Origin of the sequence: Microbacterium sp. ET2 (genome assembly GCF_030347395.1) — a bacterium.
Classification (GTDB): domain Bacteria; phylum Actinomycetota; class Actinomycetes; order Actinomycetales; family Microbacteriaceae; genus Microbacterium; species Microbacterium albipurpureum.
Genome location: NZ_CP128170.1, coordinates 1,604,340 through 1,629,641, shown reverse-complemented (window position 1 = coordinate 1,629,641; position 25,302 = coordinate 1,604,340). Strand labels below are relative to the sequence as shown.

Here is a 25,302-nt window from a genome sequence, read left to right as displayed (position 1 = left end):
GCGCAGCGAGACGAAACGCACCACATTCAAGACAGGAAACACCCATGGACCTCACCCAGCGCCTCGCCGACCGGGTCGCCATCGTCACCGGCGGCGCGAGCGGCATCGGCCTCGCCACCGCCCGCCGCTTCGCCGCCGAAGGCGCCCGCGTCGTGATCGCCGACGTCGACCCCGCGGCGGGCGAGCGGGCGGCCGCCGAGGTGGACGGCCTCTTCCGTCCGGTCGACGTCGCCGACGAGGCATCCGTCAATCAGCTCTTCGATTCGGTCGCTGGCGATCTCGGGCGCCTCGACATCGCCTTCAACAACGCCGGCATCTCACCCGCCGACGACGACTCGATCGAGGCGACCGAGCTGCCCGCGTGGGACCGGGTGCAGGACGTGAACCTCAAGAGCGTGTACCTGTGCTCCCGCGCAGCGCTGCGGCACATGGTGCCCGCGGGACGGGGATCGATCATCAACACCGCGTCGTTCGTCGCACTGCTGGGGTCGGCGACCTCGCAGATCTCGTACACCGCGTCCAAGGGCGGGGTGCTCGCGATGACCCGCGAGCTCGGTGTCCAGTTCGCACGGCAGGGCATCCGCGTGAACGCGCTCTGCCCGGGACCGGTCAACACCCCGCTGCTGCGGGACCTCTTCGCCAAAGACCCCGAGCGCGCGCAGCGGCGCCTCATCCACGTGCCGATGGGCCGGTTCGCCGAGCCTGAGGAGATGGCCGCGGCGGTCGCCTTCCTCGCCTCCGACGACGCCTCGTTCATCACGGCCACCGCCTTCGTCGTCGACGGCGGCATCACCAACGCGTACGTGACACCTCTGTAGGCGAGTGCCGTGTCCGTCGAGGTGCCCCTTCCCGCCGTACGGCGCGCGGTCTACCGGCCGGTGCGCGGGGGGAACGCCCTCGAAGACACGGTCGCCCGCCTGATTCAGACGGTGCGGCTGGGCGTCGTCGCGCCGGGGGAGTCGCTCCCGCCAGAGCGCGAGCTCGCGGGGCTGTACGGGGTGAGCCGCGACACCGTGCGCGAGGCGATCCGCGAGCTCGCCGACACCGGCTACCTCGTGCGGCGGCGCGGCCGGTACGGCGGCACGTTCGTGGCCGACCCGCTGCCGCAGCCGGCCGCGGTCGACGTGGGTTCAGCCGAGCTCGAAGACGTCCTCGGGCTTCGACGGGTGCTCGAGGCGGGCGCAGCTCGCACCGCCGCCGGGCGTACCCTCGACCCCGAGGCGCGGGCGGAGCTGTGGGCTCGGCACGAGGAGGCGGCGCTCGCCGGCACGGACGACTACCGCCGGCTCGACACGCTGCTGCACCTGACGATCGCCGAGCTCGCCGCGGTACCTTCGCTGGTCGCCCTCATCGCCGAGAACCGGGCGCAGGTCAATGTCTGGCTCGACGCGTTCCCGCTTCTTCCCCGCAACATCGAGCACTCCAACGCCCAGCACGAGGCGATCGTCACCGCGATTCTGGCCGGGCGAGCGGATGCCGCGGAGGCGGCCACTCTCGAACACCTCGCCGGCTCCGAGGCCCTGCTGCGAGGGTTCCTCGGCTGAGGGAGCGGGCGGCTTCGGGTCAGAGGCCGTGGTCAGGGGAGCGACCGCGCGACGTCGTGGATCGCCTCGGCCGAACGCTGGAACAGCTCGAGCTCGTGATCGGAGAAGCCGGTCTCACGCACCGGGGTCGCACCCGACGCGCTGACGATCGACGGCACCGAGAGGGCAACGCCGTCGACGCCGTGGAAGTCGCGCAGCACGGTCGAGACCGGCATCACCGCGTGCTCATCGCCGAGGATCGCCTCGATGATGCGGGCACTGGAGAGGCCGATGGCGTGGTTCGTCGCGCCCTTCCCCTGGATGACCTTGTACGCGGCATCCCGCACATCCACGGCGATCTCGTCGAGTTCGGTCTGCGTCATCGGCGGATGGCCCGCGGCCTGCCACTCGCGGATCGGCACGGTGCCGATCGTCGCCCGAGACCACAGCGGGAACTCGGTGTCGCCGTGCTCGCCGACGATGTAGGCGTGCACGCTCGAGGTCGAGACCCCGGCGCGCTGCGCGAGCTTCCATCGCAGGCGCGAGGTGTCGAGCACGGTGCCCGAGGCGAAGATGCGCTCGGGAGGGAGTCCGGTCTCCTGCTGCGCGCGGACCGTCAGCACGTCACAGGGGTTCGTCACGATGACGTAGATCGCGTTTGGGGCGACGTCGAGGAGCTCGGGCAGCATGCGTTGGAGGATGCCGGCGTTGACTCCCGCCAGGTCGATCCGCGTCTGCCCGGGGTCCTGTTTCGCGCCGGCGGTGATGACGACGACGTGCGACCCCTCGGCGACGCCGATGTCGCTGCCGCCGGTGATGTCGCTCCGACCGGTGAACTGGGTGCCGTGGGCGAGGTCGAGCACTTCGGCGTCGACCTTCGCCGTGGCGATGTCGTAGAGGGCGACGTGGCGGGCTGAGCCGCGGATCAGCGCGGCGTACGCGGTGCTCGCGCCCACGCTTCCGGCGCCGACGATGGTGACCTTGGAGTTCTCGATGACCGCCATGCGCTCAGTCTCCCAGCGCGGGTGCGCGGGTGTGGTCCGATGTCTCGCCGCCGAGTAAGTGGTGCGGCCGTGGTCGTCGGCCCGCGGCATCCGTCCTTCGGTTCTCGTCTTCGGCCGTTCGCCTGTCACGGTGTGCTGCGGGCTGGCGCACACCGTGACAGGCGAGCAGGTACCCGCGCGGCTCGCCTGGCGCGATCCGCTGCAAGCCCCGACCATTGTCGCCAGGCGAAGGGATCGGATGCCGCGATTCGCGACCGACCGCGGCGTGTCGTAGACTCATCGGCGGTGACGTGTCCGAGCGGCCGAAGGTGCAACTCTCGAAAAGTTGTGTAGGGTAACCCCCTACCGTGGGTTCAAATCCCACCGTCACCGCCATTGTCGAAGCCCCGCGAACCCTTGTAAACACTGGGATCGCGGGGCTTTCGTCTTACCCTTCGCCGGGCAGGCGGGTAAAGAATGGGTAAAAGTATGTTCGCAGCGCGCTCGACGCTGGGAGCTCTGCCAACTGCCGTGGTTCTCCGTCGCAGCGCGCCTTGCGCGTCGCGATGGTCAGCGATCGAGTTGACCGTAGCTGCGCCCGGGCCCGCGATAACCGGCGGGTCCTGCGTGCGAACTCTCCGGAACGGTGATCGTGCGCTGGGTGTCGCGAGCGCGGCTGAGCGCCTGTGCGACGTAATCCAGGTCGTCGTCAAAGAGATCGGCGTACGTGTCAAGTGTCATCGCCGCGCTGGCGTGACCGAGCATCCGCTGTACTGCTTTGACGTTTGCGCCGGCGCTGATAGCGAGGCTCGCAGCGGTGTGCCGGAGATCGTGAGGGGAGATGTAGGGGAAATCGGGGTCGATCTCTCGTGCGCGGCGGACGGCGGCAGCGAACCAGCCATCTTGGGAGCTGGGGAGCCGGAGGTGTTCGTCGCCGTCGCCGAAGAGGAGATGCTCAGCTGCCTTCCCCCGCATGTCTGCGCGGATGGCCGGGTCGAGGAAGTCAGGGTAGGGCACGGACCTGGCCGCGTGAGTCTTGGGTGTGCCGGTGTGAACGGTGCCGTTGACCATGACGGCGTTCTCTTGCACGTGCACGCGCCGGCGCATCGGGTCGACATCGCGGACGCGGAGCCCCGTGGCTTCTCCCCACCGCAACCCGGTGTACGCGAGAAAGAGGATGATGTCTGGGTATCGAGATTCGCTGGCGAGCAGCTCGACCTGTCGATGGGTCAAGTACACGCGTCGTTTGGGCTGTTTGCGGGGCAGCTTGATCCCCCGCACCGGGTTCTCTCTGAGCCGACGGTCCCGCACGGCCACGTCGAGAATCGACGCGAGGATGCCATATGCGCGGATCACGGTGGATGCGCCGCGTCTTTCGCTCAGTTCAGTGACCCAGCTCCGGGCATCGCTGTAGCGGACGGCGTTGACACGGATGGATCCCCATCTCGGCTGCACGTGAACGCGCCAGCATGACTCGAGGGGATGCATCGACGAGGGTTTGAGAACCGCCTGCTGGTCCTGGAGCCAGATCTCGCCCAGTTCGCCGATAGTGATGCGGGAGTCGCTCGGGTCGACGTACTCCTGCTGCCTAATTGCGACCGTGACGCTGGCCAGGAACTCCTCGGCGTCGCGCTTTGTCCGGAAGCCTCGCTTCGCCCCGTGAGTGCGATCTGGCTTCTTGTATCGGACGAGGTATCGTTTGCCGTCCTTCGTGGAATAGGACTGGATGCTACCCATCCGCCTGTCGGCCGACGATGTAGTTCATGCCCTCCAGGCGCCCAGCGGCACGAGCCTTCTTGATCCAGTCAGAAGCGGTGCGATGGGGTACTCCGAGTTCGTGCTGCACGGCCCTCACGGGTGGCAGCCCGGCAAGGGCTGCGGTGCCATAGAGGATCTCGATGGCGTCCATCCGGGCATCCTTGTTGGCTAGCTTGACGAGGTCCTTCGCTAGCCATTCGGGGATGATCCGTCCGGTGGTGCTACTCAATTCCGCGGCAGTGGTCCACGTCGCCGTCGGATCAGCATCGTTGTCGAGAGTGAGCGCGATGCAGTGCGGTGCCGCCGCCTGAATCAGGCCCTGGATCGGCACCTGCCGAAGCGCGAGGTTGTTCACCTCGACGTCGGCACGGAGGGCACGATTGTTGACCTCGCTGACCAGGTAGCGACCCTCGGATGCCTGGTATCGGGCGTGCAACGTTGTCTCGATACCAACAGCTTCGTCAGTGGCGCTTGCGCGAAACGCAGGAGCAATCCGCAACGCGGAACCGACGGGCAGTGTCGCATCTTCCCATGTAATGGGCGCTCCGTCAGGTGTGCGCACATCGACCTTCACCTCCTCAGTCTGTCAGACCGCGTCGTTCATACGCAGATTGCCCTTGACTGACTATAGCAAATAATGCTCTACTCATGTCAAACATTGGAAAGGGTATGCAAGGAGGCTGGAAATGACGAACACATCAACGGGGAAGGCCAGTGCAGACGAGCGTCGGCTACTCACCCCCGCTGAGGTCGCTGCCAAGCTCGGGGTGACCGAGAATGCACTCGCGATCTGGCGCTACTACCGACGGGGCCCGAACTTCTTCAAGCTTGGGCGAGCGGTGCGCTATGACGCATTGGAGGTTGAGCAGTTCAAGGAAGACAACGCTCAAATCTGTCGGCACGACATCCGCAACCTTCGGCGGCGATGATGGCAACCGTCACCGTGTACACGACTGGTCCTGGCTGCATTCGTTGCACCCTGACGTGTCGGGCATTGGCGGCACTGGGAATCGACTTCCAAGTTGTCAACCTCTCAACCGATCCTGCGGCGGTGGAGCTGGTGACTCGAACACTCGGCTATTCACAGGCGCCCGTAGTAGTCGTCGGTCAGCATCCCGACATGCACTGGTCGGGGTTTCGGCCTGACCTGTTCACTCAGCTCGCCGCTCGTATCGACGGCGAGCCGGACTGCGGCCCGACAACGGGCTCGCCAATCGGGCGGGTGTGACACGTCATGGCGACGGAAGCCAGTGACTCAGATGCTGCGGCCCGCGCCCGTCGCAAAGCTAAACGACTCAAGCAGTGGAAGCAAGCCAACCCCGACAAGGTCAAGCGGTATCGCGATGACCGCGGGAGCGAGGCAAGCAAGGCCCGGCGTCGCGAACGAGACCGGGCCAGGCGTGACAAGGAACGCGCTGATGAGGAGCGCCGCGCGGCAGCCCGCGCACGGGCCCGCGATTGGTACGCGGAAAACCGCGAACGCCACCTCGAGGCGCAGCGTCAGTACCGGGCGGCACAGCGCGCGGCGGACCCCGATAGCTTCCGGTTAGCGAAGCGGGAGCGGAACAAGCGATGGCGCGACGGGCACCGGGATCGGGAGAATGCCAAGCTGCGCGAGAAGTACCGCGCCGACCCGGAGCAGAAGCGCGTCGGTGCCGCCCGCTACTACGAGAACCACGCGGAGCAGGTCAAAGCACGTCGCCGGGAGTACTACGCCCGCAACCGTGACGCGCAGTTGGAGAAGCAGCGGGTGTGGCGAGCGAGAGAGAAGCGACGTCTCGACGCGGGACTTCCCGCCTACCGCGTTCATCGCACCGCGAAGGCTGAACGCGACGCCAATCGCTTCGCCGCGACGATGTTTTTCACGCGATCACGGACAACCGCCGAGATTGAGACGATGCTTGGGGAGTTGGGGACGCCAGTCGAGCTGCTTGCCGCTTTTCAACGAGACTGCGCGCGCGCCCGCGCCGAGTATCGTCATTCCACCGCTCCGGGGCGTTCGAAACCCACAGCACGCTCCGACGCCAGCGTTGCTCGCGAACGAGAAGACGAGCGACTCGACGCCATCGCGCGTGCGATTAACGACCAGCTTCGCCACTCGTCGCGCAGCGCTCCCCGGGCGAGCGACGACGCTCCGCGTCCCACACGCAGTCACGCGCAGACTCGGGAGATGGGACGATGACAACGACCAAAGGAGCCTGCATGATCGACCGCGCAGATGTCGAGGAACTCATCTTTCGCGTCGCCGAATGCGCCTTCCGCTACCACCCTTCCCGGTCGGCTACTGAACCCGGGTACACCGTAGAAGAGGACGTCGCGTGGTGCGTCGAGCCGCTGTCGAGTAAAGAGGGAGTTGATGCCGAGGCGCTGGCCCGCAGAATCCAGCTTCTGATCACTAACCCGACCGCCGACCGACGCGCGTTCATCGAGGAGTGGGAGAGTCGGTCGCAGTAGCGCGGGTCGGCGTCTGCGGCCGCGTTCGCTAGTGCAGGAGAATAGCCAGGCGCAGATAAGGGCCGGAGCCATCGACCCGATGTGCCCGTTACGACCATCGCTCCGAACGCGAGACTGTAGCGGTCGCGCACGGCTCCGTTCCCGACGCTCACTCTTTGCAGACTCCGCGCGACGCTGCGCGCCGGCTCCGCTTAGCAACCGTGCGCTCTCGGGCACTGCGCCCCGCCCGACCGCTAGGCGAGCTGGTTATCGGAGCGAGGGGGACGACTGAGCAACGGTGCCTACAGCGACGGCCCACCCCGCGACGGTGCGGGCGACACCACTGGCCCGGCCTCTTGCATCCGCTCGATCGATCGAGCGGATTCTGGTAGCTCGCGCGAGAGCGCGTCGATCTCGGAGCGCAAACGCATCACCTGTTCGACCACAAAGGACGAATCGGGTGGCACGGGCATGCGCGGTAGGACCTCTGTCCGCGCGAGTTCGTGCAGCTCGATGAGCACTTCAGCCACGGGAGGCGCGAGTTCACGCGCGCGCCTCGCGAAGTCGGTGATCGCGCGTAGCTCCCCGAACCATCGGGCACCCTCGAGGACCGAAACCGGTGCAGCGTGTGCCACCTTGACCACCTCAGCGACGCCGGCCAGCCCATCCGGATGGGTGGCGTCGAATAGTCGCCGGCCGGTCTGATCGAGCACAGTCACTCGGTCCAGGTCAGCGGAATCGTCGGCTGCCCGGGCAAGCGCTTGGGTGCCGGCGAAGCCGCGGTCATGCGCGGCGCGATCCGTGAACCGGGCCGGTAGTCGCAGACGGCGAGCGTTCAGGTAGCGGGAGGCTGTTGACAACAGACTTTCGTGACGTGGAGTGGCGACAACTACAAGGTGCGTTGAGAACCCGTCCGCCTTGAAAGCCGCGGCCGTGCCGATCGCAGGCGCCGGGGTGCTCACGCTCGTTGTGAACTGCAGCGACCGCCGAGCAGTGCGCGCGTAGTCGAGGGTCGCGCCGATCCACTCAGCCACTCGCGGGGCCATAGCCGCAGGGGCGTCCAGTGGGCGCCAAGTGGCGAGCTCGAGAAAGTCCGGATAAAACGCGGCAAAGTCCTCGGCGGCGACGCTGGCAAAACGGGGGGCGTGCTCGCTGAGTAGGGCGTAAATCAGACTCTGTGCTCCCGCGCCCGGTTGTCCGACGACGAGCATGAGCTCCGGCGCGGGGCTCGGTTCGGTACCGGCGAAGATCAACGGGACCGGGTTGATGCCGCTCATGGTCCCAACTCGGCAGCGCGTTGAGACAACGAAGAAGCAAGCGTTGTGATGGAGGTCGCATCTCGCGGATCGACTTCCCTCAACCCGCCACGCAGCCAGATGATCTCATTCGACGCGGCCGAGTTGCCGTCCGCGGCAGCCTCCGCTAGGCGCGCGATCACGAGGTTGGCGAGGTCGGTGAGTGCGTCGAACTGCGCAATGGTGCTCAAGAGCCAGCCGGATGGTATGGCGGGCGGACGCATGGCCCCAAGTGTAAGCGCGAGCCACTCTTCCGCCGGAGTTCGTGATCTCGGAGAGCCGCGATCCGGATCCGCGCGGCCGCAAGCCCATCCACTAATCGGGCAACGAACGGAAGAGGTGCCGCTCTCGCGCATCCGCGGTCGTGAGGCTCTAGGTGCGACGGGCGCTGTTCAGTCTTCGGACTTGGCGAACCTGAACGCTGCTGGCGAAGGTGTGAGATGAGAACATGGTCGCGCCTTTGCAGTAGACGCAACGACGTGTTGAAGGAGTACTGATGCGGGTTCAGAAGTCCGACATCATTGGTGGGCTGCCAGCGTCGATCGCCCGCGACGTCGTGCGTCGCTATCGCCTCGTCGAACGCACCGCCGCCTCCGCCGCGTCGTACCTCGAAGGCCTCGACATCGATGCGGAAACGGCCGTCCAAGGCCTCGCCGCTGAAGGATTCCTCGAGCCAGTCGCCAGCCACAACGACAACCGCATGTGGTGGACGACGACACTCAAAGGCAACGCTCTGAGCATGGCGAGCTTCGGGAAACCGATCAAGCGAGCAACGGCCGAGCGGCTGCTCAGCGGAGTGATCGAGCGCGCGAAGACGTACAACGCCGACCCGCAGCGGATTCGCTTCATCGAACGGCTCCGCGTGTTCGGCAGTTACCTAGACCCCGACGTTCAAGAACTCGGTGACATCGACCTCGAGGTAGTCATCGGCCGTAGGCCTGGGGACGTCACGGAGTCGTCCCTCGCCTATGCCCGCGCCAGCGGACGCAGCTTCAGCACATACCTCGACAGGCTCACGTGGGCAGACCATGAACTGATCCAGTTCCTGCGGAACCGTTCGGCCGCGGTGAACATCACACAGGAAGACATCGACGCGCTCACCGATCTGCACGGCATCGTCTATTCAATCGGCGACGACCCCGGCGCGATCCCCGCACGCTAGACCGCACGCACCGCGGATTCGGTGGCTTGCTCTGCCTCCCGCTACGTGCCGCACCGAGGATCCCCATCCGTGCAATGCCCGTACGGGGCGGGTCGCGAGCCGGCCTGAGCGGCCGCGGTTGGCATCCCCTTGCGGGCCTGGGCCCGATTGGGGACGCCCGTCGCGCATTCGTGGTGATCGCGTCGATCGGCCGCCGATGCCGCATCGGATGGGCGTGCCGCCTGGGGGCCGGTATGCGCACACAATCCCCACCGTGCACGGGCATCTGAACCCCCGGTCATTCATTCCCGGACAGCCTGCACGGCGCTTCTCGATTACGAGTGTTCGCTTTCGAGGCCGACTGCGACGCGGGTGAGGATGCGTTTGTCCTGCTGCCAAAGTCTTGGTTTCCGGGAGGCGTCCACGTGCGGTGGTCAGTCAGAAGCGGGAACGACCGTGCGCCATACGGTCCTCCTGGGTGGGCCGGATCTGCCGCCGCAGCTAACCCGCCGCGCTCACCGTGACAGCGCGCGTGTCGCGTCGCTCAGCCGCCGCGCGTCGACTTGCGCACGACGAGTTCGCACGGAACTCGGAACACGGCAGGCGCTGTGGTGCGCTCCAGGGAAGCAAGGGCCTGCTCGCCGGCCAGGTGGCCCATCTGGTGCAGAGGAAGGGCGATCGTCGTCAGCGGGGGCCGTTGATGTTCGGCGAGCGACCGGTCGTCGAAGCCAACGATCTGAACGTCATCGGGGATCGATAGCCCGCGGTCATGGACAGCCGCCATCGCGCCGGTGGCGAGATCGTCACTTCCGCAGAAGATCGCGTCGAGGTCCGGAACGATGTCCATGAGTTCGTTCGCAAGGAAATACCCGTCCTCGGCGTTCCAGCTGGGCGACCATCGCAGGAGCGATCTGTCGAAAGGGTGGCCGAGCGCTGTGAGCTCTCGCGTGAACCCGTGCAGCCGGTCGGCGGTAGCTTCCCACTCGCGCGGACCATTGATGAAGGCGATTCTGCTCGCGCCCGCGTCGACGAGGTGAGTGGCGGCCAGTGCTCCTCCTCCGACGTCGTCTGGCAAGACAGTGGAGACTTGGGCGTCGCCGTATTCGTAGAGGTACACGTAGGGGGTCCCCTGGAGGGGCAGCGCAGGTTCGGGCCGGCGACCGACGCGGTTGCCGGACATGAAAATCAGTGCGTCCACTCGTTTGTCCAGCAGTCGTTGAAGCTGAAGCTGCTCGCGGTCCCGGTCTCCGTACGAGTTGCAGAGGAAGACCCCGAAGCCGGCCGAGGAAGCGGCGTCCTCAACACCGCGCATCATTGCATTGGTGAAGATGCCCTCTAGGTCGTCGGTCACGATCGCAAGAGTGTCGCTTCGCTGCATGCGCAGTCCCCGGGCGACCGAGTTCGGATGAAATCCGAGACGATCGATCGTGTCGAGAACCCTCTGCCTTGCCTCCGGACCAACGTCCCGGCGACCGTTAACCACTTTCGAGACCGTCGAGGCCGTGACTCCCGAGGCGCGGGCGACATCCTTCAGCGTCACTCTTCTCGGCGCGGCGGCTGACAATTGTTCGGGCATTCGTACCTCCGCTTGACACGATAACGATTTCGTGGCTTACTTGTCATGTCCATCTTACGACAACGATTTCGTAAATCCTTCTGAAGCGAGTCATCCATGGCAACGACGCCCTATGTTCCGGGCATCCTTCGTCCTCGGCGCACGCCGAAAGCGACCAACCCTTTGCGACGCAGGCAGCGGGCCGGGTGGCTGTTCGTGGCCCCGGCAATGGCTTTGGTTGTCGTGCTTTTCGTCGCGCCGACGATCTGGACGGTTGTGATCTCGTTTTTCGACTACTCCCTACTCGGTGAGCTCACCTTCATCGGCGTCGACAACTACGCCAGGGCCTTCGCGGATGCAGGCTTGTACCAGGCGATCGGCTTCACAACGCTGTACACCGTCGTCGTCACTGTCGTGCTCTTGATCGTCGGGTTCGCTTTGGCACTGCTTGTCTCGACTCCTCGGCGCGGCGTGTCGGTGTTCCGCACCGTCTATGTGGTTCCCGTGGTGATCGGGTTTGCCACCGCCAGCTACATGACGCTGTGGATCCTGGACGGCCGGATCGGCGTAGTCAACGCGGCGCTGGGAGATCTTGCCCTCATCGAGTCACCGATCTCATGGTTCAGCGACTTCGGCCTGGCCTTCACCATCGTGATCATCCTCGTGGTCTGGAAGACGGTCGGGCTGACGATGCTGCTGCTGATGTCCGGGATGAACGCCATCTCGGAGGACATCTACGAGGCCGCGCAGCTCGACGGGGCAGGTTGGTGGCGTCGGCTGGGGTCGATCACTCTGCCGCTGTTGAAGCCCACGATCGCCCTGGTGCTCATCCTCACCGTCATCAGCAGCTATCTGGCTTTCGATCAGTTCTTCATCCTTACCCAGGGCGGCCCGGACTCCTCCACCGTCACCGTCGTCTATCTGATCTACCGGGCCGGGTTCATCGACTTCGACTTGGGCTACGCGGCCGCCCTGTCTGTGGTGCTGATGGTGATCCTTCTGCTTCTGACCATCGTCCAGTTCCGCATCCTTCGCCAGGGAGACGACCGATGACCGCCACCCTCACCCGAGAGGCCGCACCGCCCGTGACTGCGCCAGCGTCGAAGCGCTCGCCTCGACCGCGTCACTTCCTTCGGTCCGCGAGCTTCTACGTTGTCGCCTCGATCGTCGCGCTGCTGTTCGCATCCCCCTTGCTGTGGCTGTTCATCAGCTCGTTCAAGGGCACCGCGGAGTTCGCCCAGGTGCCGCCCACCTATCTGCCTGAACGGCCGAGCCTCGAGAACTACCAGCTCTTGGCGGACGCGGGAATGTGGGGCTACGTCCTCAACAGCGTCGGAGCATCACTGGGCACCGTCCTATTGGGCACCCTGCTGAGCGTTCTCGCCGGATTCGGATTCGCCAGGTTCCGCTTCCGCGGAGCAGGCGTGCAGTTCATCGTGCTGCTCAGCACGCTGATGATCCCGTTCCAGTCGATCATTCCCGCCCTCTACGCGATCCTCGACCAGCTCTCCCTCACTAACTCGATCTTCGGGCTGGTGCTGGTCTACACGTCGTTCATCCTCCCGTTCGGGGTCTTCACGATGCGTGCCGCGTTCTCGGCGATCCCCGACGGCATCGAGGAAGCCGCGATCATGGACGGCGCGTCCACATGGACGACCCTCGTGCGGGTGATGGCCCCCATGGTCGTCCCCGGAATCGCCACGGTCGCGATCTACGCATTCTTCAACGCCTGGAACGAGTTCCTCGCCGCGCTGATCTTCACCACCCGGCAGGACGCCTTCACCCTCCCAGTCGCACTTGCAAACCTTCAGTCGGGCGCATTCGGGACGCTGAATTGGGGCGTCCTCGAAGCCGGCGCGATCGTCTCGGCTGTCCCCTGCATCATCGTCTTCCTCATCCTGCAGCGCTACTACGTCGCCGGTCTGACCGCCGGCGCGGTGAAGGGCTGACACCGCAGTCACCCACCCCACCCGAAAGGAACACCAATGAGAACACACAGCACCCGCCGCATCTTCGCCGTTGCGGCAACCCTCACGGCACTCGGACTGCTGACTGCATGCGCCGGTGGGGCCACGCCCGCCCCTGCAGCAACGGAGCCTGAGGGTGACGGCCCCGCGACACTGTGGGTGCGCGCCGCCGACGCCCCTCTCGACGAGAAGCTCGTCGAAGCCTGGAACGCCGAGAACCCTGACCGGGAGATCGAACTGGTCGCGATCCCCGACGCACAGTACGTGCAGAAATTCATTCAGGCCGTCCGCTCCGGCGACGTCCCAGACATCGCCGTCGTCGACATCGCCAACGCGCAGGCGCTCGTCACAGAGAACCTGCTGCAGGACATCACCGCTCAGGTGGACGGTCTTGAATACCGCGACGAGGCTCGCCCCTGCCGCGGTCGAGATCTCGAGCGCGGGCGACGCCGTCTATGGCGTGCCCCACCAACTGGATGTCTCGCTTCTGTACTACAACAAGGAGCTGTTCGAAGCGGCCGGTCTCGACCCCGAAGCACCCCCGACCACCTATGACGAGGTGCTCGAGGCCGCACGGGCCATCACGGCTCTCGGAGATGAGACCTACGGCTTCTACTTCGCCGGTAACTGCGCAGGCTGCAACGCGTACGGCACATTGCCGTGGGTCTGGGCCAACGACGGCAACGTTCTCAACGAGGACGGCACCGAGGCGACGCTCGACGACCCTGCCGTCGCGACAACGTTCGACTTCTACCAGCAGATGTGGGACGAGGGCCTCATCCCGCCCAGCGCCAAGGACGACAACGGCGCCACCTGGGTGACCTCGTTCCAGTCCAACAAGATCGGCATGGTGTCCCTCGGCAGCTTCGGCATCGGACTGTTCGGCGCCGACGGGCCCGACTTCGGCGTCACCCCGATCCCCGGTGAAGACGGCGGCCAGGCAGCATTCGTCGGCGGTGACGTCGTCGGCATCCCGGTGGGCGCTAAGAACGCCGGCACGGCCTGGGACTTCATCGAATGGAGCATGAGCGAAGAAGTGCAGACGGACATCGTCGCGGAGGCGGGAAGCCTTGTCGTCCGCTCCGACCTGATCGACAACCCGAACACGGCCGCCGACCCGCGGCGGGTCATCGCCAACGAGCTCATCGCCATCGCGGACGTCCCGAACACGCCGTACTACAACGCCGTGTTCATCGACCCGACCGGTCCCTTCCTGCAGCTGATCCGCTCGTGGGTGATCGACGGAGAGGGTGACGGCGCGATCGGCTCCACCCAGTCCGCGTTCGACTCCCGCCTCGGCGGCTGACCTTCACCCGCCCTACCCGAAACGAAAGAACCTGCCCAGCTCATGATGGACCTCAGCTTCCCCTGGCCCCACCCTCTCTTCGACACACCCGTCGGAAAGATCAGCGTGCGCCTGCACACGTTCGACAACGTCTTCGGCATCGACCCCGACAGTGTCCGGGTCACCACGACCGATGACGAGGGGACCCGGATCACTGCGGACCGTCTGAGCTGGGCAGGCGGGCAGGAAACTGCCCCCGGCACCCTCAAGGTGCTGCTCACCCCCCTCGAGGGTGAGCTCGACGTACGGGTGAGCGCCACACACTCCGACGCCATCCGCTCGATCGCCGTCACCATCCACGACCAGCCAGTCGGAGACATCATCGGCGTCCGCGAAGGCCGCCTCTCAATCCCGGACAGCGGCCGGCTGCTGAAGTACCCCGACGGATGGTTCGACCTAGCCAGCCCGCTGTTCGCGATCGATGCACCCGGCTCCCTCGCCGTGCGCTCACTGGATGATCATCCCCGCATCAAACGGTTCGCCTTCATCCCGGACTTCCGCGACACCACCCGCATGAACGTCGAGCTGCACGTTGAAGCGGACGCGCAGACAGCGGCGTCCGCCTTCGACGCTCCTGCGTGGCGCATCTCCGCAGGCCAGTCGCTGGACACCCTGATGGAACGGCACCGAATCCACATTCAGACCGCATACGCGGCGACGGAATGGGGCGAGCGAGCCGACGTCCCTGACTGGATGCATGAGGTGTCGCTGGTCGTGGGACTGCACGGCCGTCATTTCACCGGGTACGTGTTCCACGACTACGCCGAGATGCTCGACCGCCTCAGCGACATCAGCGCGCAAATCGGCGGAAGCCGCGTCCTGGCATACCTTCCCGGCTGGGAGGGACGCTACTACCGCTGGTACGGGCGATACGGCGCCGACCCTCGACTCGGCGGCGACGACGGGTACCAGCGCCTCATCGACGGCGCCCACGAGCTCGGCGTCCACATCATGCCGATGTATGGCGCCAACATCGCCGCCCGCGACCTCCCAGGATTCGAACGCTGGGGCGAGCCGGGCATCCTGCGCACGGCGGGCGGGTTCCCCGCCGTCGGATCAGTGGACTGGGACTCCGCCCGCACCTACGACTTCGCTGGCGGCGCGCTCATCAACCCCGCCTACGCGCCGTGGCGCGCTCACCTCATCGACCAGATCAGCAGCAATCACCAGCAGTTCGGATTCGACGCCGCCTTCCTCGACATCTCCGCCATGCACGGCAACGACCCCGCAGGAGACACCACCGAAGGGCTGCGCGCTCTCGTTGACGGAATCCATGCCGCCATCCCGGGCCTCATGATCGGCGGCGAGGGGTGGTTCGACGCGATCGCCGACCACATCCCCCTCGTGCAAGCCGGCCACCGCCACTACGTGCCCACCCTGCACGACGAACCCGACGCGGACCTGTTCACCCGCACCAACCGGATGTTCGGGCACGTCAGCATGGGCGACCCTGCGTTCGGCTCCAGCGGCGTACACGAAGCCGGATGGGTCGACGCCTGGCGGCTCCCTGTGCGCGAGGGAGTCATCCCCACGCTCAACCTCGTGCGGGACTCCATCAGCGCCGCACCCGACAAGGTGCAGCGCATCCTCGAGGACGCCCGCACCTACGCAGACCTGTTCGCAGGCAAGCGCACCAACGAGTTCCTCACCGATCCCCACTAGACGCTCGAAGGAGAGCCTCAATGAAGAAGCCCATCGCCGTCGCCGCCACGGCCGCCGCCAGCATTGCGTTGCTGGTGGCGGCCCCAGCCGCCCAGCCAGCAGACGCCGCCACCCTGACTATCACAAAGGCGTCCTACGCCGACAAGACGCTCGCCGGCATCATCGGGCAGGTCGGGGGCTTCCTCTCCGGGTACGAGTTCCACCCCACCTACGGGGCCAACCCGATGCCGGACTCCTGCTTCGAACTCACCAAAGGCCCATACTCCGGCGACGCGCCCGCGTCATGTTGGACACCGAACGGATACCCGGGCTACGACCGGCTCGGAGCGCCCAACTTCGCATCCAACGAGCTGGGCAGCGACGACGATTACCACGTGGACTTCTTCCTCCAGCATGTCCTGGACGCCAGCGGCCCGGACGTGTCATTCGGGGACATCAAGCGGGAATGGGTCGAGCACGACGTCCGCGACTTCGGCCCCGGGAAGATCGCCAACGACACGATGCGGCAGGACAACTTCTACGCCCCGGCTACCGGGCAGGCTGAGTACAACCGGTTCTTCTGGCTCACCGAGGGCTATATCGAAACCGAAACGCTGGGTATGGTCGCTCCGGGGATGCCGGAAACCGCCCGCGCGCTCGGCGACCGCTTCGGGCAGATCACCACTGAGTTCGACAGCGTGGAATGGGCCTCCCTGTTCACGACGATGTACTCACTGGGGTACTTCGCCACCGACGCGCGGGACGTCCTTCACGAGGCGGTCAAGGTCCTGCCACGAGGAGGATGGCCGCGCGCCATCTACGACAAGGTCGTCGCCCTGCATGCCCAGAACCCTTCGGACTGGCGGTGGGCCCAAGGGCAGCTGATGCAATTCGTGCGCAATGTCTACCAGAACGACAACAACCTGGCGCTCCCGGATCGCAACAACGGCGCCGCCATGATCGCGATCCTCTACGGCGGCAACGATTACGTGGAGACCATCAAGATCGCCTCCCTCAGCGGAAATGACGCCGACTGCACCGCGGCCACCGTCGGCGGTCTCATGGGAATCATCAAGGGAATGGCCGGGACGCCCCAAGCCTTCAAGGACCGCATCTACCAGAACGGCAACGGGCGCTACATCAACGACACCGTGACCGGATTCGATCCGTTCATCGCCGCCAACTACCCGACCAGCCAGTCCTGGGACTCCCTCGCGGCGCTCTACCAAGCCAACGCCGAAGACCAGATCATCGCACGCGGCGGAAGTGTCGGCGCCACCACCTACACGATCAACGGTCAGGACATCGCCCCGCCCGTCGACATCCTGATCAACAACTACGATTTCGAGCACGGCACTCTCGCCGGCTGGACGAAGACGACCGTCGGTACCGACACGGGATCACCCAACGCCTTCGCCGAGGACAACGGCACGGCCTTGTCAGGTCAGTGGAAGGGCACCGTCTTCACCGACAGCAGCGTGGACGAAGTCAGGCTCGCCACCACGGTGAGCGGACTGGTTCCCGGGCAACGGTATCGGCTCGAGGCGTTCGTGCAGTCCGACGTCGCAGCGCGGCTGTTCCTGGACACCAACGGCGGAAGCGAGCTGTTCGCTGACGTGGTCGGTTCCACCCTGATCGAGGACCGCGAATGGGTGCTCCGGTCCGTCGAGTTCGTCAGCGGGACGAGCACCGCGCGGATCGGGCTCCACATGCCCTCCTCCCCCAACAACGGGTATGCCGCGATCGACGATGTGAAGCTGTTCCGGGTCTCACAAACCCCCGTCACCTACGAAGCGGAAGACGCCTCGATCGCCGGTGGAGATGTGCGGACTGGAGGCTCTGCCTCCGGCGGCGAATACGTGGGAGGGCTCGACGCCGCAGGGAACTACGTCCAGTTCGCTGTGAGCGCTACCCAGGCCGGTGAGCAGCGGCTCCTGATTCACTACGCCAATGGAACCGGCGGCTTCAGCGCTACACAGCTCGCCGTCAACGGCACAACCACAGCGAGAATCCCGTTGCCCCGAACTGCTGGCTGGGGAAGCTTCTCCCGCAACACCGTGGCGGTCCCCGTCGATCTGAACGCGGGAAGCAACACCATCCGCCTCACCAAGCCCGCGGATGGCAGCTACGCCGAGATCGACCGGATCGAGCTCGCGCCGTATCCCACGCCGCACACTGCGCCGCTCACTTCAGTCAACGTCACCAACGCCGACTTCGATGCCAGCGGTCCGACGGGAACACCGTCCGGATGGACCACGTGGCCCGGTGCCTCCGGCACCCACGCAGATGCCGACTACACAGAGGGCAGCGGATTTACGGGCAGCAACCGGCTCACCCATGCCAAATCCTCTCCGTACGAGGTCTACACATCCCAGACGCTCACCGGCCTCAGCAACGGCACGTACACCGTGACCGCTTGGGCAATGAGCAGCGGGGGTCAGAGCGCAGCTTTCCTCAGCGCGAAGGGCTACGCCACTGGCGCGCCGGAGATGAAAGCCGACCTCCCCTCAGCCGGATTCCCGCATTGGCGCAGGATCACCATCTCAGGAATCCCCGTCAGCAACGGTCAGCTCCAGATCGGGCTGTACTCGAACGCGGCGGGCGGGCAATGGAGCTCCATCGACGGGATCAAGGTCTACAAGCAGTAGCCACCGCTCACTACAAAAGTCGGCGTACCCCAGGCGCCGAAGGCCGAGGACCCCAACCGGCCCGCCGGCCCCGCGCAACCGTCGCGGGGCCGGCGCTCAAGTCCGCCAGCTTAGGAGCCACTTCATTCGTATCGACAAGAGCGCGAAGGATGCCCATGCAGTCCCCCTCTGGCGCACAGCACGCCCTACGGGCCGGCGACTACCAGGCGTTCGTCACCAGCATCGGCGCCAGCCTCCGCTCGCTCACCTACCGCGGCTCGAATCTCGTCGTACCCTTCAGCGCTCACGAGGTTCGACCTGCATATCGCGGCGCAACCCTCGCCCCGTGGCCCAACCGGGTCGTTGACGGAAAGTACCGATTCGGCGACGTCAAACATCAGCTGCCGCTCACCGAGCCCAACCGGTCCCATGCCCTTCACGGTCTGGCGGCGTGGCGGGACTACGAAACCGTCGGCAAAGGACCAAGCCACGTCATGCTGCGGACGGTGATCCAGCCTCAGACCGGATATCCCTGGCGCGTCGTCGTCGACACGACCTTCACTCTGGATTCCGATGGGCTTCGGCAATCAGTGACGGCACGCAACGAAACGGACACGACAGCTCCGTGGGGAACAGCACCTCATCCCTACCTGGTGGCAGGCGACGGGACGATCGATGAATGGATCTTGCACCTCGCCGCCACCCATGTCCTGGACGTCACCTCTGACCGACTGGTTCCAACCGACCTCCAGCCAGTAGCGACACACCAGCCGGACCGGTTCGACTACCGGGCTCCGCGACTCATCGGTGACAGCGCAATCGACCACGCGTACACCGGCCTGAGTCGGAACGCAGACGATCTCGCAACGGTTCGCCTCACTCGCGACGACGGACCCGGGGTCGAGATGACATGGGACACTTCCTGCCCCTGGGTGCAGATCCACACCGCCGACCACCCCGACCCGGCGATCACCCGGCGCGGACTGGCCGTCGAACCCATGACATGCGCCCCCGACGCCTTGAACGATGACCTCTACCCTTACGACACCGGCCTAATTCGTCTTGAACCAGGAGCGACCCACACCGCCTCATGGCGGATCGCTGCGATAACCTGAACACCACGAAGCGGGAGCCCGGATTGCGTTGCGGGATCAGGAATGCGGCTGCCGAGTTGCTATCGGGCCGAACGGTTGACGTCCCCGTGCCACGGATTCTCGGATTGACTCCTTGCGGTCGACCCTTCTCGATCCCTTTACGTGCATGGCGCGGATGAGGTGGCTGGTGAGTGCTTGTGACCGCGTGCGTATGGCAGCCCTCTGCGGGCAAGCGCCGGGGGTGGTTCAGCGGCCGGTGGGGAGGGCCGTTCCGGGCCGGCGGGACGCTCGACAGCATGGGCCACCGCCGGGGCCAGGTCTCACTCCATCACGATGCGTGTGACGGCGAGTTCAACGTCGCGGCTGTCCCCTGGTTGAGAATCGAGGGCGCGGTGGATCGTGAGTCCTTCGATGAGTGCGTCGAGCACGCGGGCGGTGGCCGGGTCGAAGTGCCGCTCGAGCGCGGTGCGGCTGCGTTTCATCCACGCTGTGGTGATCGAGCGGTATGCGGGCCGACGGGCAGCCAGCGTGTATAGCTCGTGCGAGAGGACGAGCTCGCGGTCGTCATTGAAGACGTCTTCGAGGATGATGGCGATGACCGCCTCGCGTGCGGCGGCCGCATCGGTCGCGGTGGCCATGCGTTGCTCGAATCGGGCGCTGATCGTTTGGGCGAATCGCGTGAACGCCGCCAGCAGGAGCTCGTCCATGCTGTCGAAGTAGTAGGTCATCGCGCCGAGCGGAACTCCGGCCTCGGCGGCGACCTTTCGATGAGAGGTGCCGGCCACACCCTCGCGTGACAGCACTCCGAGGCACGCGTCGATGATCCGGTCGCGTCGGTCGGGGTCGTTTCGGCGGCCGAGCCGAGAACCTGCGGGTCGGTCTGGCGGCGGCACCTCACTGGCCGATCGTGCGGATGACACGGGCAGGATTGCCCACCGCGACGACGCCGGCGGGGATGTCCTTGGTGACTACGGATCCGGCGCCGATGACAGAGTCCTTCCCGATGGTCACGCCATCGTGATCGCACTCCGCTCCCGCATAACCGAAAGTCGCCGAAACCGTATATTCGCTGCTCCTCGCGATCATCTACATCGCCTTCATCAGCCTTGGCCTGCCCGATTCCCTTGTGGGCGCCGGATGGCCCGTGATGCATCAAGACCTCGGGGTCCCGATCGCTTTCGCCGGGATCATCACGATGATCATCGCGGGCGGCACCATCCTCTCGAGCCTCGCATCGGAAAGGATCACTCGTCGTTTCGGAGTCGGTCTGGTCACCGCGGTCAGCGTCGCGATGACCGCGGCCGCGCTCGTCGGATTCTCCGCGTCGAACTCGTTCTGGATGCTGTGCCTGTGGGCGATCCCCTACGGGCTCGGCGCGGGTGCGGTGGATGCCGCACTGAACAACTACGTCGCCCTCCACTACGCCGCGCGCCATATGAACTGGCTGCACGCCTGCTGGGGTCTCGGCGCCTCAATCAGTCCTTTCATCATGAGCTTCGCGCTTGCAGGCGGTGACAGCTGGTCGAGCGCCTACTTCATCGTCGGGCTCCTCCAGGTCATCCTCACGTTCGTCTTGTTCATCAGCATCCCGCTGTGGCGCAGGGTCAATCCCCTCGCCTCTGCCGCTGCGGACGACGAGGCCGACTATGGGTTCGGCGCTGACGGCGAGGCGAAGAGGGGCCATACCCATGTTCCCCTCGCGCGCGCGATCCGCATTCCCGGCGTCGTCCTGATCCTGACCGCGTTCTTCGCCTACTGCGCGCTGGAGAGTACGGCGATCCTGTGGGCATCGACCTACCTGGTGACCGATCGCGGGGTCAACGTCGCGACCGCGGCCGCATTCGCGTCGCTCTTCCTCCTAGGGGTCACGGCAGGTCGATTCACCGCCGGGTTCGTCGCCGACCGGGTCGGTGACCGCTGGATGATCCGCGGCGGCTTCCTAGCCGTTGCCGCGGGAACCGTGCTCCTCGCGGTGCCGCAGCCGAATGCCATCGCGCTCGTCGGACTCGTCATCCTCGGTCTTGGATGTGCTCCCATCTATCCCGCGATCATCCACTCGACCCCGATCAACTTCGGCCGTCGCAACTCGCAGGCGATCGTCGGGATCCAGATGGCCGCCGCCTACACGGGTTCGACGTTCATCCCGCCGCTCTTCGGCGTGATCTCGACCTGGACCGGCCTGTGGATCTTCCCGCTCTTCCTCGCCTCATTGGTCGGTGTGGGCCTGCTCATGTCCGAGAGTCTCAACCGCCTCGTACGGCGCCGCGAGCAGGTGCGCTCGACAAGAGAGTGAACGAGGCTGATCGGCCGAGATACCTGCGAAGTTGACGCGCGCTGCGATCCCTAATCGGGCGTGGATCGGACGGGGTCGGCTCTGCATTGAATGCTGGGCGTTGCCCCGGATCGTTGATGCCTCGTTCGTGGCCGATCGGGCGTTACGGATGGCGCCCGGTGATTGCCATAAGTCGATCTTGGAGGGGTGCTTGTGCGTCGATATCGACGGCTGGACCGAAGACCCCGATGCTGCGCCACTCCTCCGCGTGGGGTTCGACGATTGCCCACACCGATTCGACGAGGTCGTCGGGTAGAACGGCGCCCGCTCCGATCACTCTTGCGTAATCGAAGGCTCTGGTCGTTCGGAAGACGATCGCGTGCCAAAGCGCCTCCCGAAGCGGGTAGTCGCCATAGGTGTAATGAACTGTCCGGGTGTCGAGTTCGGACTCGCTCAGTTCGCGCACCGATGCGATGGACTTCTCCACGAGGTCGCGGAAGCGGCCGGACGGATCAGTTCCGAGAAGATCGTTGTCGAGTGGTCCGCCATGAACGTCTTGACCCACATCGTCGAGGGTGCGGCCGGCCATCATGTCGGGAATCCACGCCTCGTCGTAGGCCTGGTAGTTCAACATCTGCCGATAGGTGTAGGTGCTGTTGTCGCGCGTGGGGAAGCCGGTGGGGAGAGATTGTTTCATCAGGTCGGGCGGGATGTAAGTGATGACGTCCGCGAGCACACGATCGGCGCGTATGAAGGTCTCAATCTCGTTCACTTCACTCTCCTTTGAAACTGCGATTCCCGTCGCTCAAGACGAGCACGACACAGAACGCGGTCGCTACCGCCTTGACACAGCCGGACTCCGATCACGCCGGCCGAGGGCGGACGTAACCGAGGAGTCGAATGAGTCTCGGATCCAACCGATGGGTCGACAGGATCCCCTTACGGGCACTTCCCGCGCACCAATTCGTCGCGTGCGGCGAGGCTCCGCGTGACTAGGTTAGAAAGCCAAGCAGCGACACGCCGTCACGATTGCAGCAACCCGGATCATGCCGAATACGGGGGACGATATATTGCAGTCCGGCAGTCACACGTCACTGCTCGACGGGGCACTTGAAGTGAGGAGCGCTAGCGGTGTCGGAGTTCGAACGGGGCCGTGAGGCGTTGCGTGCGCTCGCGGAACGCCTGGGAGACGTCGATCTCAACGAAGCAACGACTCGCCGCAACATCATCGACGGTCTCCTCAAGGACGTGCTCGGTTGGCCGGACGGCCAAGTCTCCTGTGAAGAGCACGTCGAGGGCGACTACACGGACTACACGCTCGGCGCTCCTCACGCCCGAGTTGTCCTGGAGGCCAAGCGGACCGGTCGGACCTTCGAGATGCCCGCAGGCAGCACATCCGGAACTACCGACCTGAGTACGGTGCGTGCGTACTCAACCTCCAATAAGGACGCGGTCGATCAGGTTCTCGGCTACTGCCAAAAGTCCGGGGTCGGGATCGCGGTACTCTCCAACGGCTACCAACTTCTGCTGTTTCTGGGCAGCCGATCCGACGGCCAAAGGCCGACGCAAGGCCGCGCGATCTACTACGCAAGCCTCGAAGACATGCTCAATGTGGCCCATGAGCTGTGGGACTTCCTGTCATACCCGGGAGTGCAGCGTGGAGATCTCGTGCGGGCACTCTCGGCGCGTGTCGCGACGCTACCACCGCCACCACCCCTATCAAGTCGCATCAGCTCATATCCCGGGTATCGGATCGGCAGCGAGATGGAGACAGACCTCCGAATCCTGGGCGATCTGTTCATTCAAGATGTCGTACGCGAGGAAACTATCACCGACGAGTTCCTTACTCAGTGCTACTGCTCTAGCGGCGCGCTTTCGCAGTACGCAGTGGTCAGCAAGGAGATTCTCCGAACTAGGTACCAGGTTCTCAGCGGAGTGGTGAACACCGAGTCGGCCAGAGACCGTAGGGGCCCGAACTCGAAGCTGACGGACGACGTGATTGCCGGTGCGATCACGAGGCGCCCGATCGTCCTTGTCGGTGACGTCGGGGTGGGCAAGAGCATCTTCCTGAAGCATCTATTTCGAGTCGACGCAAAGGACATTCTCGATCGCACTATCGTCTTCTACGTCGATTTTCTGAAGCACTCAGGTCTAGTCGAGGACGTCTCCGATTACATCGTGACCACCGTCTCATCGGTGTTGCGTGACGACCACGATATTGACGTTCAGGAGCGCGGGTTCGTTCGCGCGGTCTACAAGAAGGAGCTGGCAGATTTTGGCCGCGGCATATATGGGGAGCTCGCAGAGACGAGCCCTGATGCGTTCCGCGTGCGAGAGATCGAAATGCTCTCGGGCCATCTGTCCGACAGGTATGAACACTCGCGACGTGCGCTGACTTATCTGCAAGCTTCGAGGCGAATGAACTTCGTAATCGTCCTCGACAACGTTGATCAGCACCAGCCCTCGTTTCAGGACCAGATATTCATCGCTGGCCAGTCGCTCGCGGATACCTGGCCAATCTCCGTCTTCATGTCGCTGCGCCCCGATACCTTCCACGAATCGCGGCGGACAGGCGCCCTCGCGGCATACCAACCTCGTGTGTTCACGGTTTCACCCCCGCGCAGCGACCTCGTGATCACGAAGAGGCTTGAGTTTGCACGCAGGGAACTCATGGAGGCGGGCCGGCTACCTGGCTTTCCGGCTGGACTCACTCTCGACTCGCAGAGTCTTATCATTTACATCGACGTCCTGCTCGACGCCTTCGCAAATAATGAGCCTCTAGTGGAGTTGGTCGACAATCTGAGTTCCGGGAACACCCGACGCGCGCTCGACTTTGTGTCCACCTTTGTTGGTAGCGGGTACGTTCAGACTTCGCGAGTGCTCGACGCTCACAAGACCGGTCGTCCGTACGTGGTCCCCTTGCACGAGTTCATCCGCGCGATTCTCTACGGCGATCACAAGTACTACGACCCGCACACTTCCCCCGTTCCGAATCTCTTCTCGGTGTCGTCGAGCGACGCCAAGGAGCACTTCCTCCTGCCGCTCTTGCTTGCGACAGTCCAGCAAGCTGGTGAGCGTGAATCGGGCGGATTCACTGACCTGCGGTCTACGACAGGCCAATTGCAGGCGCTAGGGTACCTGCCCGAGCAAATCGAGTTCGGGGTTGAACGAGCGCTCGCCGGCCTCCTGCTCGAGGTTTCCGATCACGCAGACACTGGCCAACTTGTTCGGATCACTCCGGCCGGCGGATACCTGCACAAAAAGCTGGCGAGCAATTTCCCGTACGTCGATGCGGTGATTGTCGACACGCCGATCCTCGATCCGACCACCCGAGGCGAAATCCGCGATGTTTTTGATATCGAGGATCGGATCCTTCGGGCAGAGACGTTCATGCGATATCTAGGGGAATGCTGGCCGTTCGGCGACGATCCACTCCCGTTCTCGTGGGCGATGCTCGCCGCGGACTGGGAACGTTCCTTGGCGACCGTCCGACGAGGTGCAGAAAGAGCGGCGGAAAGGCGCGCCCGACGGTAGCCGATCTCGCGCTCGGACCGCGGCAGGCCCGGATCGTCGGGGGCGCGGATTGGACTCGCTCCGAGGGTAGCCGGTGATCGTCGAAGACCTCATCGACCCGGTCGTCTCGCCGGGCGAGCGACGCGAGCCAACCT

The 25,302-nt window shown here is 65.0% G+C and carries 24 protein-coding genes, 1 tRNA gene and 1 pseudogene; 17 read left to right on the top strand and 9 right to left on the bottom strand.

Annotation, left to right across the window (positions count from 1 at the left end; all coding sequences use genetic code 11):
- Window positions 1-44 precede the first annotated feature (44 nt).
- Window positions 45-818 carry a 3-oxoacyl-ACP reductase gene (locus tag QSU92_RS07840; RefSeq protein WP_289265624.1) on the top strand — a complete coding sequence of 258 codons (774 nt, stop codon included), beginning with the start codon at window positions 45-47 and terminating at the stop codon, window positions 816-818.
- Between the two features lie 9 nt (window positions 819-827).
- The gene (locus tag QSU92_RS07835; RefSeq protein ID WP_289265623.1) at window positions 828-1,544 is read left to right on the top strand and encodes a FadR/GntR family transcriptional regulator; all 717 of its coding nucleotides are present in this window, start codon (window positions 828-830) and stop codon (window positions 1,542-1,544) included.
- Window positions 1,545-1,576: 32 nt separating this feature from the next.
- Here the strand turns inward: QSU92_RS07835 and QSU92_RS07830 are convergent, their stop codons facing one another.
- On the bottom strand, window positions 1,577-2,527 hold the full coding sequence (locus tag QSU92_RS07830) for an L-lactate dehydrogenase (protein WP_289265622.1): 951 nt from the start codon (window positions 2,525-2,527) through the stop codon (window positions 1,577-1,579).
- A 284-nt stretch (window positions 2,528-2,811) separates the two neighbouring features.
- On the opposite strand from QSU92_RS07830, the gene QSU92_RS07825 reads away from it, so the two are divergent.
- A tRNA-Ser gene (locus QSU92_RS07825) sits at window positions 2,812-2,902 on the top strand.
- A 174-nt stretch (window positions 2,903-3,076) separates the two neighbouring features.
- Here QSU92_RS07825 and QSU92_RS07820 read toward each other — a convergent pair.
- Window positions 3,077-4,243, bottom strand: a complete 1,167-nt coding sequence (locus QSU92_RS07820; RefSeq protein WP_289265621.1) for a site-specific integrase — start codon at window positions 4,241-4,243, stop codon at window positions 3,077-3,079.
- Complete coding sequence (locus QSU92_RS07815) at window positions 4,236-4,838, bottom strand: hypothetical protein (RefSeq protein WP_289265620.1); 603 nt, start codon at window positions 4,836-4,838, stop codon at window positions 4,236-4,238. The genes QSU92_RS07820 and QSU92_RS07815 overlap by 8 nt, the downstream gene beginning before the upstream one ends.
- A gap of 112 nt (window positions 4,839-4,950) precedes the next feature.
- On the opposite strand from QSU92_RS07815, the gene QSU92_RS07810 reads away from it, so the two are divergent.
- Genes QSU92_RS07810 through QSU92_RS07795 form a run of 4 tightly spaced genes read left to right on the top strand, consistent with a single transcriptional unit; the run spans window position 4,951 to window position 6,718 of the window.
- Window positions 4,951-5,193 carry a helix-turn-helix transcriptional regulator gene (locus QSU92_RS07810; protein ID WP_289265619.1) on the top strand — a complete coding sequence of 81 codons (243 nt, stop codon included), beginning with the start codon at window positions 4,951-4,953 and terminating at the stop codon, window positions 5,191-5,193.
- The gene (locus QSU92_RS07805; protein WP_422880426.1) at window positions 5,190-5,492 is read left to right on the top strand and encodes a glutaredoxin family protein; all 303 of its coding nucleotides are present in this window, start codon (window positions 5,190-5,192) and stop codon (window positions 5,490-5,492) included. Before QSU92_RS07810 ends, QSU92_RS07805 begins: the two co-directional genes overlap by 4 nt.
- Window positions 5,493-5,498: 6 nt before the next feature.
- A complete protein-coding gene (locus tag QSU92_RS07800; protein WP_289265618.1) occupies window positions 5,499-6,446 on the top strand; it encodes a hypothetical protein in 948 nt (315 codons plus the stop codon).
- A gap of 20 nt (window positions 6,447-6,466) precedes the next feature.
- Entirely contained in the window at window positions 6,467-6,718 is a 252-nt protein-coding gene (locus tag QSU92_RS07795; protein WP_289265617.1) for a hypothetical protein, read from the top strand.
- A 281-nt stretch (window positions 6,719-6,999) separates the two neighbouring features.
- On the opposite strand, the gene QSU92_RS07790 is transcribed toward QSU92_RS07795, so the two are convergent.
- On the bottom strand, window positions 7,000-7,974 hold the full coding sequence (locus QSU92_RS07790; RefSeq protein ID WP_289265616.1) for a zeta toxin family protein: 975 nt from the start codon (window positions 7,972-7,974) through the stop codon (window positions 7,000-7,002).
- Window positions 7,971-8,216 (bottom strand): hypothetical protein, encoded by a 246-nt coding sequence (locus QSU92_RS07785; RefSeq protein WP_289265615.1) that lies wholly within the window; start codon window positions 8,214-8,216, stop codon window positions 7,971-7,973. The genes QSU92_RS07790 and QSU92_RS07785 overlap by 4 nt, the downstream gene beginning before the upstream one ends.
- A 272-nt stretch (window positions 8,217-8,488) precedes the next feature.
- Between QSU92_RS07785 and QSU92_RS07780 the strand changes: the two genes are divergently transcribed.
- The gene (locus QSU92_RS07780) at window positions 8,489-9,154 is read left to right on the top strand and encodes a hypothetical protein (RefSeq protein ID WP_289265614.1); all 666 of its coding nucleotides are present in this window, start codon (window positions 8,489-8,491) and stop codon (window positions 9,152-9,154) included.
- A gap of 523 nt (window positions 9,155-9,677) precedes the next feature.
- On the opposite strand, the gene QSU92_RS07775 is transcribed toward QSU92_RS07780, so the two are convergent.
- Window positions 9,678-10,709 carry a LacI family DNA-binding transcriptional regulator gene (locus tag QSU92_RS07775; protein ID WP_289265613.1) on the bottom strand — a complete coding sequence of 344 codons (1,032 nt, stop codon included), beginning with the start codon at window positions 10,707-10,709 and terminating at the stop codon, window positions 9,678-9,680.
- A gap of 96 nt (window positions 10,710-10,805) precedes the next feature.
- On the opposite strand from QSU92_RS07775, the gene QSU92_RS07770 reads away from it, so the two are divergent.
- The 7 genes from QSU92_RS07770 (at window position 10,806) to QSU92_RS07740 (ending at window position 19,383) form a co-directional block, all read left to right on the top strand.
- Window positions 10,806-11,741, top strand: a complete 936-nt coding sequence (locus QSU92_RS07770) for a carbohydrate ABC transporter permease (RefSeq protein WP_289265612.1) — start codon at window positions 10,806-10,808, stop codon at window positions 11,739-11,741.
- The gene (locus QSU92_RS07765; RefSeq protein WP_289265611.1) at window positions 11,738-12,637 is read left to right on the top strand and encodes a carbohydrate ABC transporter permease; all 900 of its coding nucleotides are present in this window, start codon (window positions 11,738-11,740) and stop codon (window positions 12,635-12,637) included. Before QSU92_RS07770 ends, QSU92_RS07765 begins: the two co-directional genes overlap by 4 nt.
- 36 nt (window positions 12,638-12,673) lie before the next feature.
- Window positions 12,674-13,210, top strand: a complete 537-nt coding sequence (locus tag QSU92_RS07760; protein ID WP_289265610.1) for an extracellular solute-binding protein — start codon at window positions 12,674-12,676, stop codon at window positions 13,208-13,210.
- Complete coding sequence (locus QSU92_RS07755) at window positions 13,116-13,961, top strand: extracellular solute-binding protein (RefSeq protein ID WP_289265609.1); 846 nt, start codon at window positions 13,116-13,118, stop codon at window positions 13,959-13,961. The genes QSU92_RS07760 and QSU92_RS07755 overlap by 95 nt, the downstream gene beginning before the upstream one ends.
- Window positions 13,962-14,003: 42 nt before the next feature.
- A complete protein-coding gene (locus QSU92_RS07750; protein WP_289265608.1) occupies window positions 14,004-15,662 on the top strand; it encodes an alpha-amylase family protein in 1,659 nt (552 codons plus the stop codon).
- Window positions 15,663-15,682: 20 nt separating this feature from the next.
- A complete protein-coding gene (locus QSU92_RS07745; RefSeq protein ID WP_289265607.1) occupies window positions 15,683-18,289 on the top strand; it encodes an ADP-ribosylglycohydrolase family protein in 2,607 nt (868 codons plus the stop codon).
- Window positions 18,290-18,444: 155 nt separating this feature from the next.
- The gene (locus QSU92_RS07740) at window positions 18,445-19,383 is read left to right on the top strand and encodes an aldose 1-epimerase family protein (protein ID WP_289265606.1); all 939 of its coding nucleotides are present in this window, start codon (window positions 18,445-18,447) and stop codon (window positions 19,381-19,383) included.
- 299 nt (window positions 19,384-19,682) lie between these two features.
- Here the strand turns inward: QSU92_RS07740 and QSU92_RS07735 are convergent, their stop codons facing one another.
- Both QSU92_RS07735 and QSU92_RS07730 read right to left on the bottom strand, forming a co-directional pair.
- Complete coding sequence (locus tag QSU92_RS07735; RefSeq protein ID WP_333783458.1) at window positions 19,683-20,282, bottom strand: TetR/AcrR family transcriptional regulator; 600 nt, start codon at window positions 20,280-20,282, stop codon at window positions 19,683-19,685.
- A pseudogene (locus QSU92_RS07730) lies at window positions 20,257-20,376 on the bottom strand (sugar O-acetyltransferase); the annotation flags it as partial. The pseudogene QSU92_RS07730 and the gene QSU92_RS07735, both read right to left, overlap by 26 nt.
- Window positions 20,377-20,509: 133 nt before the next feature.
- On the opposite strand from QSU92_RS07730, the gene QSU92_RS07725 reads away from it, so the two are divergent.
- Window positions 20,510-21,655 (top strand): MFS transporter, encoded by a 1,146-nt coding sequence (locus QSU92_RS07725; RefSeq protein ID WP_289265848.1) that lies wholly within the window; start codon window positions 20,510-20,512, stop codon window positions 21,653-21,655.
- A gap of 142 nt (window positions 21,656-21,797) precedes the next feature.
- Here the strand turns inward: QSU92_RS07725 and QSU92_RS07720 are convergent, their stop codons facing one another.
- Entirely contained in the window at window positions 21,798-22,406 is a 609-nt protein-coding gene (locus QSU92_RS07720; protein WP_289265605.1) for a DinB family protein, read from the bottom strand.
- Between the two features lie 359 nt (window positions 22,407-22,765).
- Between QSU92_RS07720 and QSU92_RS07715 the strand changes: the two genes are divergently transcribed.
- Window positions 22,766-25,168: a site-specific integrase gene (locus tag QSU92_RS07715; RefSeq protein WP_289265604.1), complete on the top strand. Its 2,403-nt coding sequence runs from the start codon at window positions 22,766-22,768 to the stop codon at window positions 25,166-25,168.
- Window positions 25,169-25,302: the final 134 nt, after the last annotated feature.